The following is a 15,467-nucleotide window of genomic DNA, read 5'->3' as shown; positions in this document are numbered from 1 at the left end:
CGAAAATATCCCGGGGGTGAGGGCGAAGCCCGAGGGGGCAGAGCCCCTTAACCCGGTTGCCGCTCAGCCCAGCCTGCGAAGAACTTCTCCAGCGCGACGACGGCGTAGTAGAGAAGGATCCCGAGGAAGGCCAAGGCGATCAGCACTGCGAACATCAGCGGGTAATCCCCGTTGGTCTGGCCCGACAGGAACAGCGCGCCGAGGCCCTTGCCGTGGGGCGAGATGATCTCGACGAGGTTGGTGCCGATGAAGGCCAGCGTCACCGAGACTTTCAACGCGCCGAAGAACTCGGGCAGGGTTTTGGGCAGGGCGATCTTGCGGAAGATGGTGAATTTCGAGGCCCCCAGCGCGCCGAGGATATCGCGATATTCGGGCTCCAGCGTGGACAGGCCGATCCCTACTGACACGGCGATCGGGAAGAAGGAGATCATGAAGGCCATAAGCACGGTGTTGAAGTCATGCGCGCCGATGAACAGCAGCGCCAGCACCGGCACGACTGTCGCCTTCGGCACCGCATTGAAGCCTACCAGAAGCGGATAAAGTGCATCGCGCGCGGTGCGCGAAAAGCCCATGAGCATGCCGAGGAAGGTGCCAAACACGATCGAGATCGCAAGCCCTGCTACCGTCCGCCATAGCGTCTGCCAGCTATCGATCAGGAACAGGTTCCAGTAGCGCATATAGGCGGCGGGCAGGTCCGACGGTGAGGCCATGACGTAGTTCGGCCAGCCATTCGCCCAGACGATGAATTCCCAGATCGCGAGGAAAGCGACGATCGACAGGATCGGGGTGAAGATCTTCTTGGCGTCCATCAGTGTACCCCCTCGTCGCGGCCCTGCGCGATCCGGATTTGGTCGCGCAGGAGATGCAGCATTTCGACGGCTTTCGGCTCGTAGAGAACGTCGATCGTGCGATCCTTCGGCAGGTCCACATCCAGCACGTATTGCGTATGCGCCGGGCGGCCCGAGAGGACGATGACCTGATCGCCGAGGAACACGCTCTCGCGCAGGTCATGGGTGATCAGAACGGCGGTGAAAGGCTCGGCGGCGCGCAGGTCGCGCATCGTCTGCCACAGATCCTCGCGGGTGAAATTGTCGAGCGCGCCAAAGGGCTCGTCCATGATCAGCACATCCGGCTTGTGCACGATGGCGCGACAGAGCGAGGCGCGCTGGCGCATCCCGCCGGACAGTTCCGACGGGCGCTTGGTCTCGAACCCCTTCAGGCCCACCATCTCCAGCAAGTGCTCGGCGCGCGCGGCCTTCTCGGATTTCGCCATGCCCGGAGCCACGATCTCCAGAGGCAGCATCACGTTCTCGATGATCGAGCGCCATTCCAGCATCACCGGGTTCTGGAACGCCATGCCGACGGTCTTGCGCGGGCTGGTGACCTTCTCGCCATGAAGCCAGACCTCGCCCCGGTCGGGTTTCATCAGCCCCGCCACCAGACGGGTGAGGGTGGATTTGCCGCAGCCCGAGGGGCCGACCACGGCGCAGAACTCGCCCTGCGGTACGCGGATGTCCAGTTGGTCGAGCACGGGCAGGGGGCCATGCTTGGTTTGATAGGCGTGGGTCACGCCGCGAATGTCGATGAGATTTTCCATGAGGGTCCGGCGCGAGAAGGCAGAGAATAGGGACGGGTGCATCCGCGGCGCCCGCCCCTGAAGGATGTCGGATCAGTCGATCTTCCGCTCTGCCGCGTCGGGCAGGTACGTGCTGTCGAAATAGAGAGCCGCATCGGGCGCGTTCTGGAACTCGTAGACGGTTTTCGTCTGCTCGATCGCGGTGGCCATCCGGTCCGCGTCGATCCCACCCATGCCATTTTCCTTCACGTAATCGGTCAGGACATTGGCATCGATTGCCATTTGAAGTCGCTCGGTCTCCAGATCCTTGTCTGCGGCGGGGTTGCGCTTGAGAAGCGCGTCGATCGCCTTGCCCGGATCAGAGATAGCGGCTTTCCAGCCCTCGGCGGTCGCCTTGATGAAGCCGGTAATCTCTTCGGGATGCGCCTTCGCGTAATCCGTGTTCACGATGATCGCGTTGCCGTAAAGCGCCACGCCGTAATCGGCCATCAGCAGCACCGACTGGTCCTCCATGCCCACGCCCAGACGCTTGAGATTGAGCGTCGAGGAGAAGGAGAAGCCGGTGACTGCATCGACCTTGCCCTCGGCCAGCATCGGCTCGCGCGTGGGGAAGCCGACCGGTTCGACCTTGATCTTGTCCATGTCGAGGCTGGCTTCCTTGGCGAAGATCGGGAACTGTGCCCAGGCCCCATCCGGGGGCGGCGCGCCCAGCACTTTGCCTTCGAGGTCTTTGGGCTCGTTCACGCCCTGCGACTTGCGGCCGACCACCGCGAAGGGCGGCTTGTCATAAACCATCATCACGGCGGTGACGGGCGCGCCGGGGTTCTGGTCGAGGAATTTCATCAGTGAGTTGATATCGGCGAAGCCCACCGGATAGGCGCCGGTTGCCACTTTCGGGATCGCGTCGAGCGAGCCCTTGCCCTCGGAGATTTCGACCTCCAGCCCGGCCTCGCCGTAGAACCCCTCGTCGATAGCGAGGAAATAGGGCGCCGAGGGGCCTTCGAATTTCCAGTCCAGCGCGAAAGGCATCTTGGTTTCGGCCTGTGCCAGCGTGGCCGAGAGGCCGAGCGCGAGCGCCGCGAAAAGTCCCGGTTTGATGTGCAGCATGATATCCCTCACTTGGTTAATCCGTTTTCGCCCCGATCCTGACCGGCGGCGCGCGGCGGTAAACTCAAACCGCGTGTGCCATGTGAGTTGGCAGGTCGCTCACGGTTCCGTGATTAAGTTTTGTGCGGGGTGCTGCGCAAATGCAAGAAAATTAAGCGCGGCAGCGGCGCGCCCTCAGAGGGCGATCTCGAGTGGAAGGAACCCGTTCGCATCGACCGGTCCGGGTTCGGCTTGCAATCCGACTTGCGCGAGCTCCGACAGGTAGGCCGATGCGCCGGGGCCCGTATGATACAAGGCGCGCGCGCCGGGCAGGGGAGCGAACCGCCAGATCGGCGGCGCGTCGATGCGGAGCGGTCCTTGCTGCGCATCGATTTCCTGCAGCAGCAGGTCGCGCACGCGCATCGGCTCCGGAGCGAGGGAGACGGGGCGACCCCGCTGCTTGAACCCGCCGCCGCCGGAGAGGCGGAAATCGTTGCTCACGACGATGAACCGGTCTGTATCACTGACGCGGGCACCCTCGTGGCGCAGGTCGCGGATGCGTCCCCGTGCGGCCGTGTTCAGGCTGCCATCCGGGCGGAAGCGCGGTGGCTGCGACAGGTCAATCTCGTAGGTAAGCCCCGCGATCACGTCGAAATGGTAACTCGCGAAGGCGAAATCGCAGAGCATCCGCAACCGCCCGTCGGCGCGCTGCTGGTTGTAGATCGAGACCGCCTGTTCGAGCCAGTCGCGCAGTTCCGCGCCACTGAGTTCGACCGCGGCGACCATGTTGTTGAACAGGTAGATGTCGTCGAGATGGCTCATCCGCAGCGGGCCGGCAGGGATGTCGATGAAATGCGCAGAGCCTGCCGTACCGCCCGATTTGAAGCTCGACGCAGCGCCGAGTAGGGGCAGGTCCGCTTCGGGGCGTCCAGCGAGCTTTTCGCGGGCATATCGCCGTTTCGCCGCGATGGTCAGGGCGAGTGTCCGGTCCGGCGCGATCTGGGTGAAATAGCTGTGCAGCGGCTCCGCGGTGGTGCCGATGGGGCGGCGGATGTGATCGAGCGTGCGGCGATGGGCGCGGGCCGAGGAGGCAAGCACGGCCGCGCTGTCCGGCCCGCTCTCGCCCTGCGCTGGGCGCAACTCCGCCCGGTGCGCCGCGAGTGCCCAGCCTTCCTTCCGTTTTTCCAGAACGAGATCGAGCACTCCCAGATGCGTCCCGCCGGCCCCGGCGTTGAGCGCGGGCTTGCCGTGAAGCGTGCCCAGAACCGGATCGATCCCCGCGAAACTCGGACGAGAGGGATCGGGAAAGCGCAGGTGGTCATGCCCAGCCAGCACGATGTCGATCCCGTCGAGCTGCGCGATCGTGACTGCCGCCCGCTCGGCGGCGGGGGCCGAGCCTTGCGGCGCGTTCTGATCCAGCGGCAGCGGAGAAATCCCCGTATGGGCGAGGGCGACGACCAGATCGGCCCCGGCTGCACGGATCAGACGCAGCTGCGCCTTCATCGCCTCCAGAAGTGAGGAGGTCGAAAGCTCGGCCTCGGGTCGCGTCTCGAGCCACGCAAGGCTGGGCGGCGGCAGCACGCCAATCACTGCGACCCGCAGATGTCGCTCGGTACCGTGACTGTCGGCAAAGCGGCGTTCGATCATCGCCCAAGGCCGGATCGGCGTATCCGACGAGGCATGCAGATTGGCGCAGACGGTGGGAAAATCCGCGGTTTCCAGAGCGCGCTCGAGCGACGCCAGCCCGAAATCGAATTCGTGATTTCCAAGCGCGGCCGCGTCGTAGCCCAAAGCGTTCATTGCCGCGATCATCGGATTTTCGCCTTCGTGGCTGTCCGCCGTCTCTCCCGGCTCGCTCCAGAGCTGGGTCAGGGGCGTGCCTTGAAGGAAGTCGCCGCAATCGAACAGCAGGCAGTTCGGGGCTTCGCTGCGCGCTTGCGCAATCTCCGAGGCCAGCGCTGCCAAGCCTCTGCGCGGGGCCGGGCGGTCATTGAAGTAATCGTAGCCCCGCGCTTGACCATGCAAATCGGTCGTCTCAAGAACCCTCAGCGCGAGTGTGACGCGCTGATCCGAAAACTGGCCGGGCCAATCCCGGTCAGACAGTTTCCCCATGTGATCCCCTTGGCCCGTAATTGACCTTTTATCGTTTAAATGCCGCCCCTTGGCGGTCGTGTGTCCCACACGCAAGCTAGAGTAGAGGTCGGTCGTTTGCCAAGTTTTAAATTGACGTAACGCGTTTGCGAGGTCCGGGCACGTGGCGGCTCTGGCTTGCGCGTCACCTGATCGGCACTGGTCTCCGGCTGGCGGCCCGTGGCATGGGTAGGGCGATCCGCAGGAGTTTTTCATGCCGCCCGATTCCCTCGCCGACGCGCTACCGCCGATTTCTCAACCCGCCCGGTTGTCTCAAGGACGCGTGCTCGATCCGCGGGGGCTGGCCTTTGCGGAAGCGCCGGGTGCGCTCGAGCGGGCGGCCCATCTGCGGGGCGATGCAGAGCGGCTCGCGGAGCTGCGCGCAGGCGAAGCGGCGCGGGTGGTTGCGCTTTGGCGCGGGCGTCCGCTGTTCGGGCCCGAGGGGCTGCGCCTTCTGCGCGCGGGCGAGGCGGCGCTCGAGGCGATGCCGGGACCGGAGATTTTCCTCGGGTGCCACGACGGGTGTGCTCTGTTTTCCCGCGATGTCTCGGCTTTCGAGCCCGATGGCGAACGGCCCGATGGGGCTGCATTCTTCGACGCCTCCGAGCAGCGCCATCCCGATCTGCCCGACGATATCGTCTTCGCCGAGCTGCGTGGCCGGATGGGGTTTCTGAGCCCGGTCGAGGCGGAGATCGCCGCCACCGCGCGCGGGCTCGTGGAATGGCACCGGACGCATCGTTTCTGCTCCACCTGCGGTGCCGAGAGCCAGTCCGAACAGGCGGGCTGGCATCGGCGCTGCCCGGTTTGCGAGCGGCACCATTTTCCGCGGACCGACCCGGTCGTGATCATGCTGATCACCGACGGCAACCGGCTCCTGCTGGGGCGCGGCCCGCATTGGCCCGAGACGATGTATTCCTGCCTCGCGGGCTTCATGGAACCGGGAGAGACGGTCGAGGCCGCCGTGCGCCGCGAGGTGTTCGAGGAAAGCGGCGTCGAAGTGGGGGAGGTCTCTCTCGTCGCTTCGCAGCCGTGGCCGTTCCCGGCCTCTTTGATGCTGGGGTGTCGCGGCGTGGCGACGACCACCGAGATCACCATCGACCCGGTCGAGATCGCCGATGCACGCTGGATCAACCGGGAGCGTCTGCTGCAGGTTGTGGCTGGGCGCGACCCTGAGATATCCGCGCCACGCCAGGGCGCGATCGCCGGTTGGCTGATGCGCGAGTGGCTTGCAGATCGGCTGGAATGAGGCCAGTTTGCCGCGCACGGCGCGCCGCTCCCCGGTGCCCTGACTGCTGATCCGAGGAATTCGTCTCATGAAATTGTCGACCCGCACCGATATTTCCGCGCCCGCCGGTTTCGTCTTCGGACGGCTCGCGGATTTCGGGAGCTTCGAGCGGGTGGCGATGCGCCGCGGGATCACGCTGAAACGGCTCGATACGCTGAACGAACCGGGTGCAGGCATGTCTTGGGATATCGGTTTCCGTTTTCGTGGCAAGCAGCGCCAGATGATCACCGATGTGACGCGTTTCGAAGTGCCGGAACTGATCGTCTACGAGGGCGTCTCGAACAGTTTCGAGGCGGTGATGGATTTCGATCTCACGGATCTGTCGCGAACCCGGACGCGGTTGCAGGTGGGGCTGGAGTTGAAGCCGCGCAGTCTCGGCGCGCGGCTGATGATCCAGTCGGCCAAGCTCGGCAAGGGCAACCTCGAACGCCGCTTCAAGGAACGGATCGAGCAATTCGCGCAGGATATCGAGCGTCAGCACGAGAAGATCGCCTGACGCCCGGCCCCCTCAGCTCTTGCGTTCCGGTGCGGCCGGGTAGACGCCCAGAATTTCCAGATAACTGGTGAAGTAATCCAGTTCCTCGAGCGCGCGCGCCAGCGCCGGATCGTCGGGATGGCCTTCGACATCGGCGTAGAACTGCGTCGCGGTGAAGTGCCCGCCGACCATGTAGCTTTCGAGCTTGGTCATGTTCACGCCATTGGTCGCGAACCCGCCCATTGCCTTGTAGAGGGCTGCCGGGATGTTGCGCACCCGGAAGACGAAAGTGGTCATCATCTTCTCGCCGCGCGGGCGGGTGTCGGGCTCGGTGCCCATGATCAGGAAGCGCGTGGTGTTATGCGCGTGATCCTCGATATGCCGGGCGAGGATGTTGAGGCCATACGTCTCGGCGGCCATGTCGGAGGCCAGCACGCCGACGCTGCGGGTCTGTGCCTGCACGAGTTCGGCGGCCGCGCCCGCACTGTCGGCGGCGGCCTCGCCCCGGATTCCGTAGCGCGCGAGGAAGCTTGCCGCCTGCGGCAGAAGCACCAGATGCGCGCGGACCTTTTCCAGCTCCTCGATCTCCACGCCGGGCAGGGCCATCAGGCTGATATGCACGCGCACGAAGGCCTCGTCGAGGATATGCAGCCCCGATTCCGGCAGCAGGCGGTGAATGTCGGCCACCCGCCCGTAGGTGGAGTTCTCCACCGGCAGCATCGCGAGATCGGCGTCGCCTTTCTTCACCGAGGCGATCACGTCCTCGAAGGTGCGGCAAGGGACCGGTTCGAGGTCCGGACGCGCGTCGCGGCAAGCCTGATGCGAGTACGCGCCCAACTCGCCCTGAAAAGCGATCCGTCCGGTTCTCGGCGTTTGTCCTTGGCTGCTCATGGGCAATCCCCCCGCACTGATCTCGTCTCGCGCCCCTGCCTAGCCCGTGCCTGCGCGGAAGGGAAGAGCCGGGGCGCAGAGGGCTCACGCTGCGTCATCCCCCGGTCACTCTTCGGAAATCCGATCACATCTGGTAAAGTTCGCTTGATCTAAAGGGCCCTGTGCGGATAGATGCGCGGGACGACGACGCATATCAGGGACGAGACATGTTCAACACGATGACCTTCACCAAGGCGGCGGGCGCGTTTCTGGGCGCGTTGCTGTTCTTCCTGCTTACGGCCTGGGCCTCGAGCGCGCTCTACACCGTCGGCGAAAGCCACGACGCTTCGGGCGGGAGCGAGCACGCGATGAAGGACATGATGTCCGCAGCGCCCGGCGATCTACTGGCCGCGCCGGAAGAAGGCGATGGCGCCGCGAAGGAAGAGCAAGTCGCACAGGTCGAACTGGGCACCGGCGATGCCGCCAAGGGCGAGAAGATCTTTGGCAAGTGCAAGGCCTGCCATTCGCTCGAAGGCAAGAACGGTGTCGGCCCGCATCTCGACGGTGTGGTCGGTCGCCCGATCGCTTCGGTCGCGGATTACTCCTATTCGGACGCGCTCAAGAGCCATGGCGGCGAATGGACGCTCGAAGCGCTCAACGAGTGGCTGACCAACCCGAAAGACTTCATCCCGGGCAACAAGATGTCCTTCGCCGGTCTCAAGAAGCCCGAAGACCGCAACGACGTGATTGCCTACCTGCAAGAGCATTCGAACTGAGGCAAGCCCTCTCGAAATCTCTCAAGGCCGCCTCTTTGGGCGGCCTTTTGCATTTCCCGCCGTGCTTTACAGATTCGTAACTTGCTCCCTGCGCGCTAAGGCTTTTAGCTAGGCAGACGCGAAAACGCTTTGGAGCAGGGAGCAGGAGTGCATGGCAAAAGCGCGAGTGGCGAGTAAAGCGATCGATCTGGATTTGACGCAGGTGGCGCCGCGCGCGCTGAGCGGGCTGGTTGCAGCGGGTCTGATCTGGGCGGGGCTGGCCTTCGGCGCACATGCACAGGATAGCACCCAGGGCAGCGACACGATCACCTCCTACGGGATCGCGACGCTGGGGCATCTGAAGTATCCCGCCGATTACGCCCATCTCGACTACGTCAATCCGGATGCGCCCAAGGGCGGGGAAATTTCGGAATGGGCGCCGGGCGGCTTCGACAACTACAATCCCTATTCGATCCAGGGCCGAGCGGCCGCACTGTCCTCGGTGCCGCTGGAGTCGTTGATGGAAGGTACCGCCGACACGGTTGGCGAGCTTTACTGCCTGCTCTGCAAAAGCCTCGAATATCCGCCGAGCAAGGATTGGGTCACCTTCACCCTGCGCGACGGGATCAAGTTCTCCGACGGCACGCCGCTGACTGCGCAGGATGTGGTCTTCTCCTACGAGCAGCTGCGCGACAAGGGGCTGAGCTCTTTCCGTGCGGTGATCGCCCAGCAGGTCAAATCCGCTAAGGCGATCGACGACAAGCACATCCGTTTCGACTTCCAGCCCGATTACCCGCGCCGCGATATCATCCAATCGGTTGCGTCGCTGCCGATCTTCTCCAAGGCGCAGTTCGAAAAGGAGAACATCGACCTGTCGCAGACCTCGCCGGTGCCCTTCATCGGCTCGGGCCCCTACATGTTCGACAGCGTCAAAAGCAATCGCGCGATCACCTGGAAGCGGAATCCCGACTATTGGGGCAAGGACCTTCCGATCAACAAGGGCCGCTCGAATTTCGACAAGATCCGCGTCGAGTATTTCGGCGATTACCAGTCGGCCTTCGAGGGCTTCAAATCGGGCACCTACACCTTCCGCAACGAAGCGAGTTCGATCATCTGGGCCACCGCCTACGACTTCCCGGCGATGCAGTCGGGCGAGGTCGTGAAGGCGGAGCTGCCCAACGGCAATATCGCCTCTGGGCAGGGCTTCGCGATCAACCTGCGCGAGCCGAAATTCGACGATATCCGCGTCCGCGAGGCGCTCGGTCTCGTCTTCAACTTCGAGTGGTCGAACGACACGCTTTTCTACGGGCTCTATGATCGGGTCGAGAGCTTCTGGGAAAACTCCAAGCTGCAGGCGCAGGGCAAGCCCTCGGCGGAGGAGAAGAAAATCCTCGAACCGCTCGCCAAGGATCTGCCTGACGGCATCCTGACCGACGACGCGGTGATCCAGCCGGTCTCGGGCAAGCGCCAACTCGACCGCAAGAACATGCGCAAGGCGGCGAAACTGCTCGAAGAGGCGGGCTGGACCGTCGGCGACGACGGGATGCGCCGCAACAACAAGGGCGAGAAGCTGACCGTCGCGATCCTCAACGACAGCCAGACCTTCGATCGTGTCATCAACCCTTATGTGCAGAACCTGCGCGCGCTCGGCATTGATGCCAGAATGGACCGCGTCGACGACAGCGAATACGAGAACCGCCGTCGCAGCCACGACTTCGACATGATCACCACCCATCTGGGGCAGGACGAAATCCCCGGCTCGAACCTGCAGCAGTATTTCGGCTCGGGCTCGACCGATGACGTGTTCAACGCGATGGGGCTGAAGAACCCGGCGATCGACAAGATGATCCGCATGGTCGAAGAGGCGAATACAGAAGAAGAGCTGTTGCCGCGTGTCCATGCGCTGGACCGCAGCTTGCGCGCCCTGCGCTTCTGGGTGCCGCAGTGGTTCAAGCCCACCTACACGGTTGCCTATTACGACATGTACGATCACCCGGAAAAACTGCCGCCCTACGCTCTGGGAGAACTGGATTTCTGGTGGTATGACGCCGACAAGGCCAAGAAACTGAAAGCGAGCGGAGCGCTCTGAGCGACCGCCGATAAACGAGCAGAGGGCCGGTCATGGGCGCCTATATCCTGCGGCGATTGCTGATGGTGATCCCCACCTTGTTGGGAATCATGATCATCAACTTCACGCTGACGCAATTCGTCCCCGGCGGGCCGATCGAACAGGTCATTGCCCGCGTTCAGGGCGAGGCGGATTCGATGCGCAACATCTCGGGCGGTGGGGATGCGGGCACGCAGAACCAGGGCGGCGTCGAGGATAGCGGCTATCAGGGGGCGCGCGGCATCTCTCCGGAGCTGCTCAATCAGCTCGAAGTGCAGATGGGCTTCGCGCGGATCGTCTGCGATGACGGGTTCACCGGCACGCCCGATCTGGCGGACCCGGCCTGCCACAAGGAGAAGATCCCGGCCTGGCAGCGCTTCGCGATCATGATGAAGGGCTACCTGACCTTCGATTTCGGCAACAGTTTCTTCCGCAACGAGAGCGTCGTGAACCTCGTGATCGACAAGATGCCGGTCTCGATCACGCTGGGCCTGTGGTCGACGATCCTCGCCTATATCATTTCGATCCCGCTGGGCATCCGCAAAGCGGTGCGCGATGGCACCCCGTTCGATACCTGGACCTCCGGTGCGATCATCGTGGGCTACGCGATCCCGGGGTTCCTGTTCGCGGTGATGCTGATGGTGCTGTTCGCGGGTGGCAGCTATTTCAAGATATTCCCGCTGCGTGGTCTGACATCGGACAATTTCGACCAGCTCTCGATGATCGGCAAGGCGCTCGATTACCTGTGGCACATCGCGCTGCCGGTGACGGCGACGACGATCGCGAGCTTCGCGACCATGACGCTGCTGACGAAGAACTCCTTCCTCGACGAGATCAACAAGCAATATGTGATGACTGCCCGCGCCAAGGGCTTGGCCGAGAAGAAGGTGCTTTACGGGCACGTCTTTCGCAACGCGATGCTGATCGTGATCGCGGGCTTCCCGGCGCAGTTCCTCGGCATCTTCTTCGGTGCCTCGATCATCGTGGAGACGATCTTCTCGCTCGACGGTCTTGGGCTGCTGGGCTTCCAGGCGGCAGTGGAGCGCGACTACCCGGTAATCTTCGGCACGCTCTACATGTTCGGGCTGATCTCGCTCGTCGTGAACATCATCTCCGACATGATGTATGTGTTCGTTGACCCGCGGATCGATTTCGAGAAGAGGTCCGGCTGATGGCATTGTCTCCTCTCAACCAACGCCGCTGGCGCAACTTCAAGGCCAATCGCCGCGCCTTCTGGTCGGCGATCATCTTCGCGATCCTGTTCGTGGCCTCGATCTTCGCGGAGTTCATCGCGAACGACAAACCCATTGTGGTCAGCTACCGCGGCGAGCTGTATTTCCCGATCTACAACTTCTACCCCGAGACCGCCTTCGGCGGCGATTTCCGCACCGAGGCGATCTATCGCGACCCGACCGTGCAATGCCTGATCGAGACCGGCGGCACCGAGGGTTGCTTCGACGCGGACGACCCGAAGGCTTTCGCCAACGAGGCGCTGAAGACGGGCAAGGTCGATGGTGAGAAGATCGAGAAGGGCTGGCTCCTGTGGCCGCCGATCCCCTACAGCTACAACACGATCAACGATGTGGGCACCGCGCCCTCGGCCCCCGATGCCGATCACTGGCTGGGCACGGATGACACCGCGCGCGACGTGCTGGCGCGGGTGATCTACGGCTTCCGCACCTCGGTGCTGTTCGCGCTGATCGTGACCGGGATCGGCTCGATCATCGGGATCGCTGCAGGCGCCGTGCAGGGCTATTTCGGTGGCAAGGTGGACCTGTTCTTCCAGCGTATTCTGGAGATCTGGTCCTCCACGCCCGCGCTCTACGTCATCATCATCCTCTTCGCGATCCTGGGCCGAAGTTTCTGGCTCCTTGTCATGGTCTCGATCCTCTTCGGCTGGCCCGCGCTGGTCGGCGTCGTCCGGGCCGAGTTCCTGCGCGCGCGCAATTTCGAATATGTCCGCGCTGCTCGGGCGCTCGGCGTGTCGGACCGGGTGATCATGTTCCGCCACATCCTGCCCAATGCGATGGTGGCCACGCTGACCATGCTGCCCTTCGTCATCACCGGCGCGATCGGTGCGCTCGCCTCGCTCGACTATCTGGGTTACGGCCTGCCGTCCTCTGCGCCGTCGCTTGGGGAGCTTGCGCTCCAAGGCAAGCAGCACCTGCAAGCGCCGTGGCTGGCCTTCTCGGCCTTCTTCACCTTCGCCATCATGCTCTCGCTTCTGGTCTTCGTCTTCGAGGGCATCCGTGACGCGTTCGATCCCAGAAAGGTGTTCCGATGAAACCGGTTCTCGAGGTCGAAAACCTGAAGGTCGCCTTCAGCTCCGAGGGCAAATTCACCCCGGCCGTGAAAGGCGTGAGCTTCACCGTGAACGCGGGCGAGACCGTCGCGCTGGTGGGCGAGTCCGGCTCGGGCAAATCCGTGACCGCGCTCTCGACCGTGGCGCTGGTCGGCGGCAATTCCAAGGTCGAAGGCTCGATCCGCTACGAGGGTCGCGAGATGGTCGGCGCCTCGGAACGTGAACTGATGCGGGTGCGCGGCAACGATATCAGCTTCATCTTTCAGGAGCCGATGACCTCGCTCAATCCGCTGCACACGCTGGAAAAGCAGATCGGCGAAAGCCTCGCGCTACACCAGGGCGTGACCGGCGAGCAGGCCAAGAAACGTATCATCGACCTGCTCGACAAGGTCGGCATCCAGAACCCGGCGGACCGGCTGCAGGACTATCCGCACCAGCTTTCGGGCGGGCAGCGCCAGCGCGTGATGATCGCGATGGCGCTCGCCAATGGGCCGGACCTGCTGATCGCTGACGAACCCACGACCGCGCTCGACGTGACGATTCAGGCGCAGATCCTCGAACTGCTGGCCGACCTGAAACGCGACATGGGGATGAGCCTTCTGTTCATCAGCCACGACCTCGGTGTGGTGCGCCGCATCGCGGACCGGGTCTGCGTCATGCAGCATGGCGAGATCGTGGAGCAGGGGAAGACCGAAGACATCTTCGCCAATCCCAAGCACCCCTATACGAAGAAACTGCTGGAGGCCGAACCCACCGGCCGCGCCGAACCGGTGCCCGAGAACGCGCCCGAACTGGTGCGGACCGAGCATCTGAAAATCTGGTTCCCGATCCAGCGCGGTTTGCTGCGCAAGACCATCGGTCACGTGAAGGCGGTCAACGACGCCTCGCTTTCGGTGAGGGCAGGGGAGACGCTGGGCATCGTGGGCGAATCCGGCTCGGGCAAGACCACGCTCGCGCTCGCGATCATGCGGCTCATTCCCTCCGAAGGGCCGATCATCTACGAGAACCAAGATATCTCCAGCTGGCAGGCGAACAAGCTGCGCGCGCTGCGCCGCGACATGCAGATCGTGTTCCAGGATCCCTTCGGCTCGCTCTCGCCGCGTATGACGGTAGAGCAGATCATCGGCGAAGGTCTGACCGTCCACGGCGTCGAGCCGGGCCGCAACCGCCGCGAGATGGTCGCCGAGATCATGGAGGAAACCGGGCTCGATCCATCGATGATGGAGCGCTACCCGCATGAATTCTCGGGCGGGCAGCGCCAGCGGATCGCCATCGCCCGCGCGATGATCCTGCGCCCCAAGGTGGTGGTGCTGGACGAGCCGACCTCCGCGCTCGACATGACGGTGCAGGTGCAGATCGTGGACCTGCTGCGCGACCTGCAGAAACGCCACGGGCTTGCCTATCTGTTCATCAGTCACGACCTGCGAGTGGTGCGCGCGCTCAGCCACAAGATCATGGTGATGAAGCGCGGCGACGTCGTCGAGGCGGGCAACGCGGCGGAGGTCTTCGCCAATCCGCAGACCGCCTATACGCGCCAGCTGATGGTGGCCGCTTTGGGGGAGAGTTCGCTGGCCCCCGAGATTGCATGAAGATCCTCTTCGTTCACCAGAACTTCCCGGGCCAGTTCGTACATCTGGCACCGGCTCTGGCCGCGCGCGGGCATGACGTTCTGGCTCTGACGGTCGAGACGAACCAGCGCCCCTCGCCGGTGAAGGTGGTGAAATACCGCAAGCCCGAGCCGGTCGAGATGTCCTCGCGGCTCACGCGCCTTTACGCCGAAAGCGCCGCGCGCGGGGCAAAGGTCGCGCTGGCCGCCCGGCAGCTGCGCGACAGGCACGGCTATGTGCCGGACGTGATCTTCGGCCATTCCGGCTGGGGCGAGACGCTGTTCCTGCGCGAGGTCTGGCCCGAGGCGAAACTGCTGGTCTATGCCGAGCTGATGTATCGCACGACCGGGATGGACACCGATTTCGACGCGGAATTCCAGAAGCCCGGCCTCGAGACCCGGATCTCCACCACCGCGCGCTCGGCCCATCTGGTCCAGTCGATGGTACAGGCCGATGCGGGGCTTGCCCCGACCGAGTTTCAGGCCGAGACCTTCCCGCCGGAGCTGCGCGCCAAGCTCACCATCTGCCATGACGGGGTGGACTGCGCCCGGCTCGCGCCGAACCCGCAGGCGCGTTTCACCGTGCCGGAAACCACGCTCACCTTCCGCCCCGGCGACGAGGTTCTGACCTTCGTGAACCGCTCGCTCGAGCCCTATCGCGGCTATCACTCCTTCATGCGCGCGCTGCCCGATGTGCTTGCGGCGCGGCCCGAGGCGCATGTGCTGATCGTGGGCGAGGAGGGGCAAAGCTATGGCGGCCCGCCGAAGGATGCCAAAAGCTGGAAACAGAAATTCCTGGGCGAGGTGCGCGACCGGCTGGATATGAACCGCGTGCATTTTCTGGGTCGCATCCCTTACGGCGATTACGTCGACATGCTCCATGTCAGCCGCACCCATGCCTATCTGACCTATCCCTTCGTGCTCAGCTGGTCGCTGATGGAATCGATGGCCGCGGGTTGCGCCATCGTGGCCTCGGATACCGCGCCGGTGCGCGAGGTGATCACCGATGGGCAGACCGGGCGGCTGGTGGATTTCTTCGATATCCCCGGTTGGTCGAGGGCACTGACCGAAGGGCTGGCGACCCCGCAGACATTCGCCCCGATGCGAGAGGCCGCCCGCACCCATATGTGCGAGCGTTACGATCTGCGCACCCATTGCCTGCCGCGCCTGATCGCCTTCGTCGAGGGCGCGATCGCCACCGCCTGATCGCGATGCCGACACCAGACGGACTCGACTCCGCATCCCGCGAGACATAAAAAGAACAAAGCGCGAACA

General features: G+C 63.8%; 13 protein-coding genes. 8 read left to right on the top strand and 5 right to left on the bottom strand.

The features are described from left to right. Positions 1–47 precede the first annotated feature (47 nt). From B6V75_RS05800 to B6V75_RS05785, 4 genes are all read right to left on the bottom strand, one after another. Positions 48–809 carry an ABC transporter permease gene (locus tag B6V75_RS05800; RefSeq protein ID WP_088719000.1) on the bottom strand — a complete coding sequence of 254 codons (762 nt, stop codon included), beginning with the start codon at positions 807–809 and terminating at the stop codon, positions 48–50. After that, the gene (locus B6V75_RS05795) at positions 809–1,597 is read right to left on the bottom strand and encodes an ABC transporter ATP-binding protein (RefSeq protein WP_088718999.1); all 789 of its coding nucleotides are present in this window, start codon (positions 1,595–1,597) and stop codon (positions 809–811) included. The genes B6V75_RS05800 and B6V75_RS05795 overlap by 1 nt, the downstream gene beginning before the upstream one ends. A gap of 72 nt (positions 1,598–1,669) precedes the next feature. After that, positions 1,670–2,683, bottom strand: a complete 1,014-nt coding sequence (locus B6V75_RS05790; protein WP_088718998.1) for an ABC transporter substrate-binding protein — start codon at positions 2,681–2,683, stop codon at positions 1,670–1,672. 174 nt (positions 2,684–2,857) lie between these two features. Then, positions 2,858–4,774 (bottom strand): 5'-nucleotidase C-terminal domain-containing protein, encoded by a 1,917-nt coding sequence (locus B6V75_RS05785; RefSeq protein ID WP_168174447.1) that lies wholly within the window; start codon positions 4,772–4,774, stop codon positions 2,858–2,860. A 232-nt stretch (positions 4,775–5,006) separates the two neighbouring features. On the opposite strand from B6V75_RS05785, the gene nudC reads away from it, so the two are divergent. Together nudC and B6V75_RS05775 are read left to right on the top strand one after the other, a co-directional pair. Then, on the top strand, positions 5,007–6,038 hold the full coding sequence (nudC, locus tag B6V75_RS05780; RefSeq protein WP_088718996.1) for an NAD(+) diphosphatase: 1,032 nt from the start codon (positions 5,007–5,009) through the stop codon (positions 6,036–6,038). Positions 6,039–6,105: 67 nt separating this feature from the next. Beyond that, entirely contained in the window at positions 6,106–6,573 is a 468-nt protein-coding gene (locus tag B6V75_RS05775) for an SRPBCC family protein (protein ID WP_088718995.1), read from the top strand. Positions 6,574–6,585: 12 nt separating this feature from the next. Here B6V75_RS05775 and B6V75_RS05770 read toward each other — a convergent pair whose 3' ends face one another. Then, positions 6,586–7,443, bottom strand: a complete 858-nt coding sequence (locus B6V75_RS05770) for a prephenate dehydratase (protein ID WP_088718994.1) — start codon at positions 7,441–7,443, stop codon at positions 6,586–6,588. 206 nt (positions 7,444–7,649) lie between these two features. Here B6V75_RS05770 and B6V75_RS05765 point away from each other — a divergent pair, with 206 nt between their 5' ends. The 6 genes from B6V75_RS05765 (at position 7,650) to B6V75_RS05740 (ending at position 15,398) form a co-directional block, all read left to right on the top strand. Beyond that, entirely contained in the window at positions 7,650–8,198 is a 549-nt protein-coding gene (locus tag B6V75_RS05765) for a cytochrome c family protein (protein WP_075776052.1), read from the top strand. A gap of 151 nt (positions 8,199–8,349) precedes the next feature. Beyond that, positions 8,350–10,266, top strand: a complete 1,917-nt coding sequence (locus B6V75_RS05760) for an extracellular solute-binding protein (protein ID WP_088718993.1) — start codon at positions 8,350–8,352, stop codon at positions 10,264–10,266. Between the two features lie 32 nt (positions 10,267–10,298). Continuing rightward, positions 10,299–11,456: an ABC transporter permease subunit gene (locus tag B6V75_RS05755; RefSeq protein WP_075776050.1), complete on the top strand. Its 1,158-nt coding sequence runs from the start codon at positions 10,299–10,301 to the stop codon at positions 11,454–11,456. Further along, positions 11,456–12,568, top strand: coding sequence for an ABC transporter permease (locus B6V75_RS05750; protein ID WP_088718992.1), 1,113 nt, complete (start codon positions 11,456–11,458; stop codon positions 12,566–12,568). Before B6V75_RS05755 ends, B6V75_RS05750 begins: the two co-directional genes overlap by 1 nt. Beyond that, positions 12,565–14,175 carry an ABC transporter ATP-binding protein gene (locus tag B6V75_RS05745; protein ID WP_088718991.1) on the top strand — a complete coding sequence of 537 codons (1,611 nt, stop codon included), beginning with the start codon at positions 12,565–12,567 and terminating at the stop codon, positions 14,173–14,175. Before B6V75_RS05750 ends, B6V75_RS05745 begins: the two co-directional genes overlap by 4 nt. Then, positions 14,172–15,398 (top strand): glycosyltransferase, encoded by a 1,227-nt coding sequence (locus B6V75_RS05740; protein ID WP_088718990.1) that lies wholly within the window; start codon positions 14,172–14,174, stop codon positions 15,396–15,398. The genes B6V75_RS05745 and B6V75_RS05740 overlap by 4 nt, the downstream gene beginning before the upstream one ends. Positions 15,399–15,467: the final 69 nt, after the last annotated feature.

It is taken from the genome of Thioclava sp. F1Mire-8, from assembly GCF_002213165.1.
GTDB lineage: Bacteria > Pseudomonadota > Alphaproteobacteria > Rhodobacterales > Rhodobacteraceae > Thioclava > Thioclava nitratireducens.
This window is presented reverse-complemented; position numbering and strand designations above follow the sequence as displayed.

Coding starts and splice junctions, on each gene's coding strand:
- B6V75_RS05790 (WP_088718998.1), bottom strand. CDS start 2,683: ATGCTGCACATCAAACCGGGACTTTTCGCGGCGCTCGCGCTCGGCCTC.
- B6V75_RS05765 (WP_075776052.1), top strand. CDS start 7,650: ATGTTCAACACGATGACCTTCACCAAGGCGGCGGGCGCGTTTCTGGGC.
- B6V75_RS05795 (WP_088718999.1), bottom strand. CDS start 1,597: ATGGAAAATCTCATCGACATTCGCGGCGTGACCCACGCCTATCAAACC.
- B6V75_RS05775 (WP_088718995.1), top strand. CDS start 6,106: ATGAAATTGTCGACCCGCACCGATATTTCCGCGCCCGCCGGTTTCGTC.
- B6V75_RS05785 (WP_168174447.1), bottom strand. CDS start 4,774: ATGGGGAAACTGTCTGACCGGGATTGGCCCGGCCAGTTTTCGGATCAG.
- B6V75_RS05760 (WP_088718993.1), top strand. CDS start 8,350: ATGGCAAAAGCGCGAGTGGCGAGTAAAGCGATCGATCTGGATTTGACG.
- B6V75_RS05745 (WP_088718991.1), top strand. CDS start 12,565: ATGAAACCGGTTCTCGAGGTCGAAAACCTGAAGGTCGCCTTCAGCTCC.
- B6V75_RS05740 (WP_088718990.1), top strand. CDS start 14,172: ATGAAGATCCTCTTCGTTCACCAGAACTTCCCGGGCCAGTTCGTACAT.
- B6V75_RS05750 (WP_088718992.1), top strand. CDS start 11,456: ATGGCATTGTCTCCTCTCAACCAACGCCGCTGGCGCAACTTCAAGGCC.
- B6V75_RS05800 (WP_088719000.1), bottom strand. CDS start 809: ATGGACGCCAAGAAGATCTTCACCCCGATCCTGTCGATCGTCGCTTTC.
- nudC (WP_088718996.1), top strand. CDS start 5,007: ATGCCGCCCGATTCCCTCGCCGACGCGCTACCGCCGATTTCTCAACCC.
- B6V75_RS05755 (WP_075776050.1), top strand. CDS start 10,299: ATGGGCGCCTATATCCTGCGGCGATTGCTGATGGTGATCCCCACCTTG.
- B6V75_RS05770 (WP_088718994.1), bottom strand. CDS start 7,443: ATGAGCAGCCAAGGACAAACGCCGAGAACCGGACGGATCGCTTTTCAG.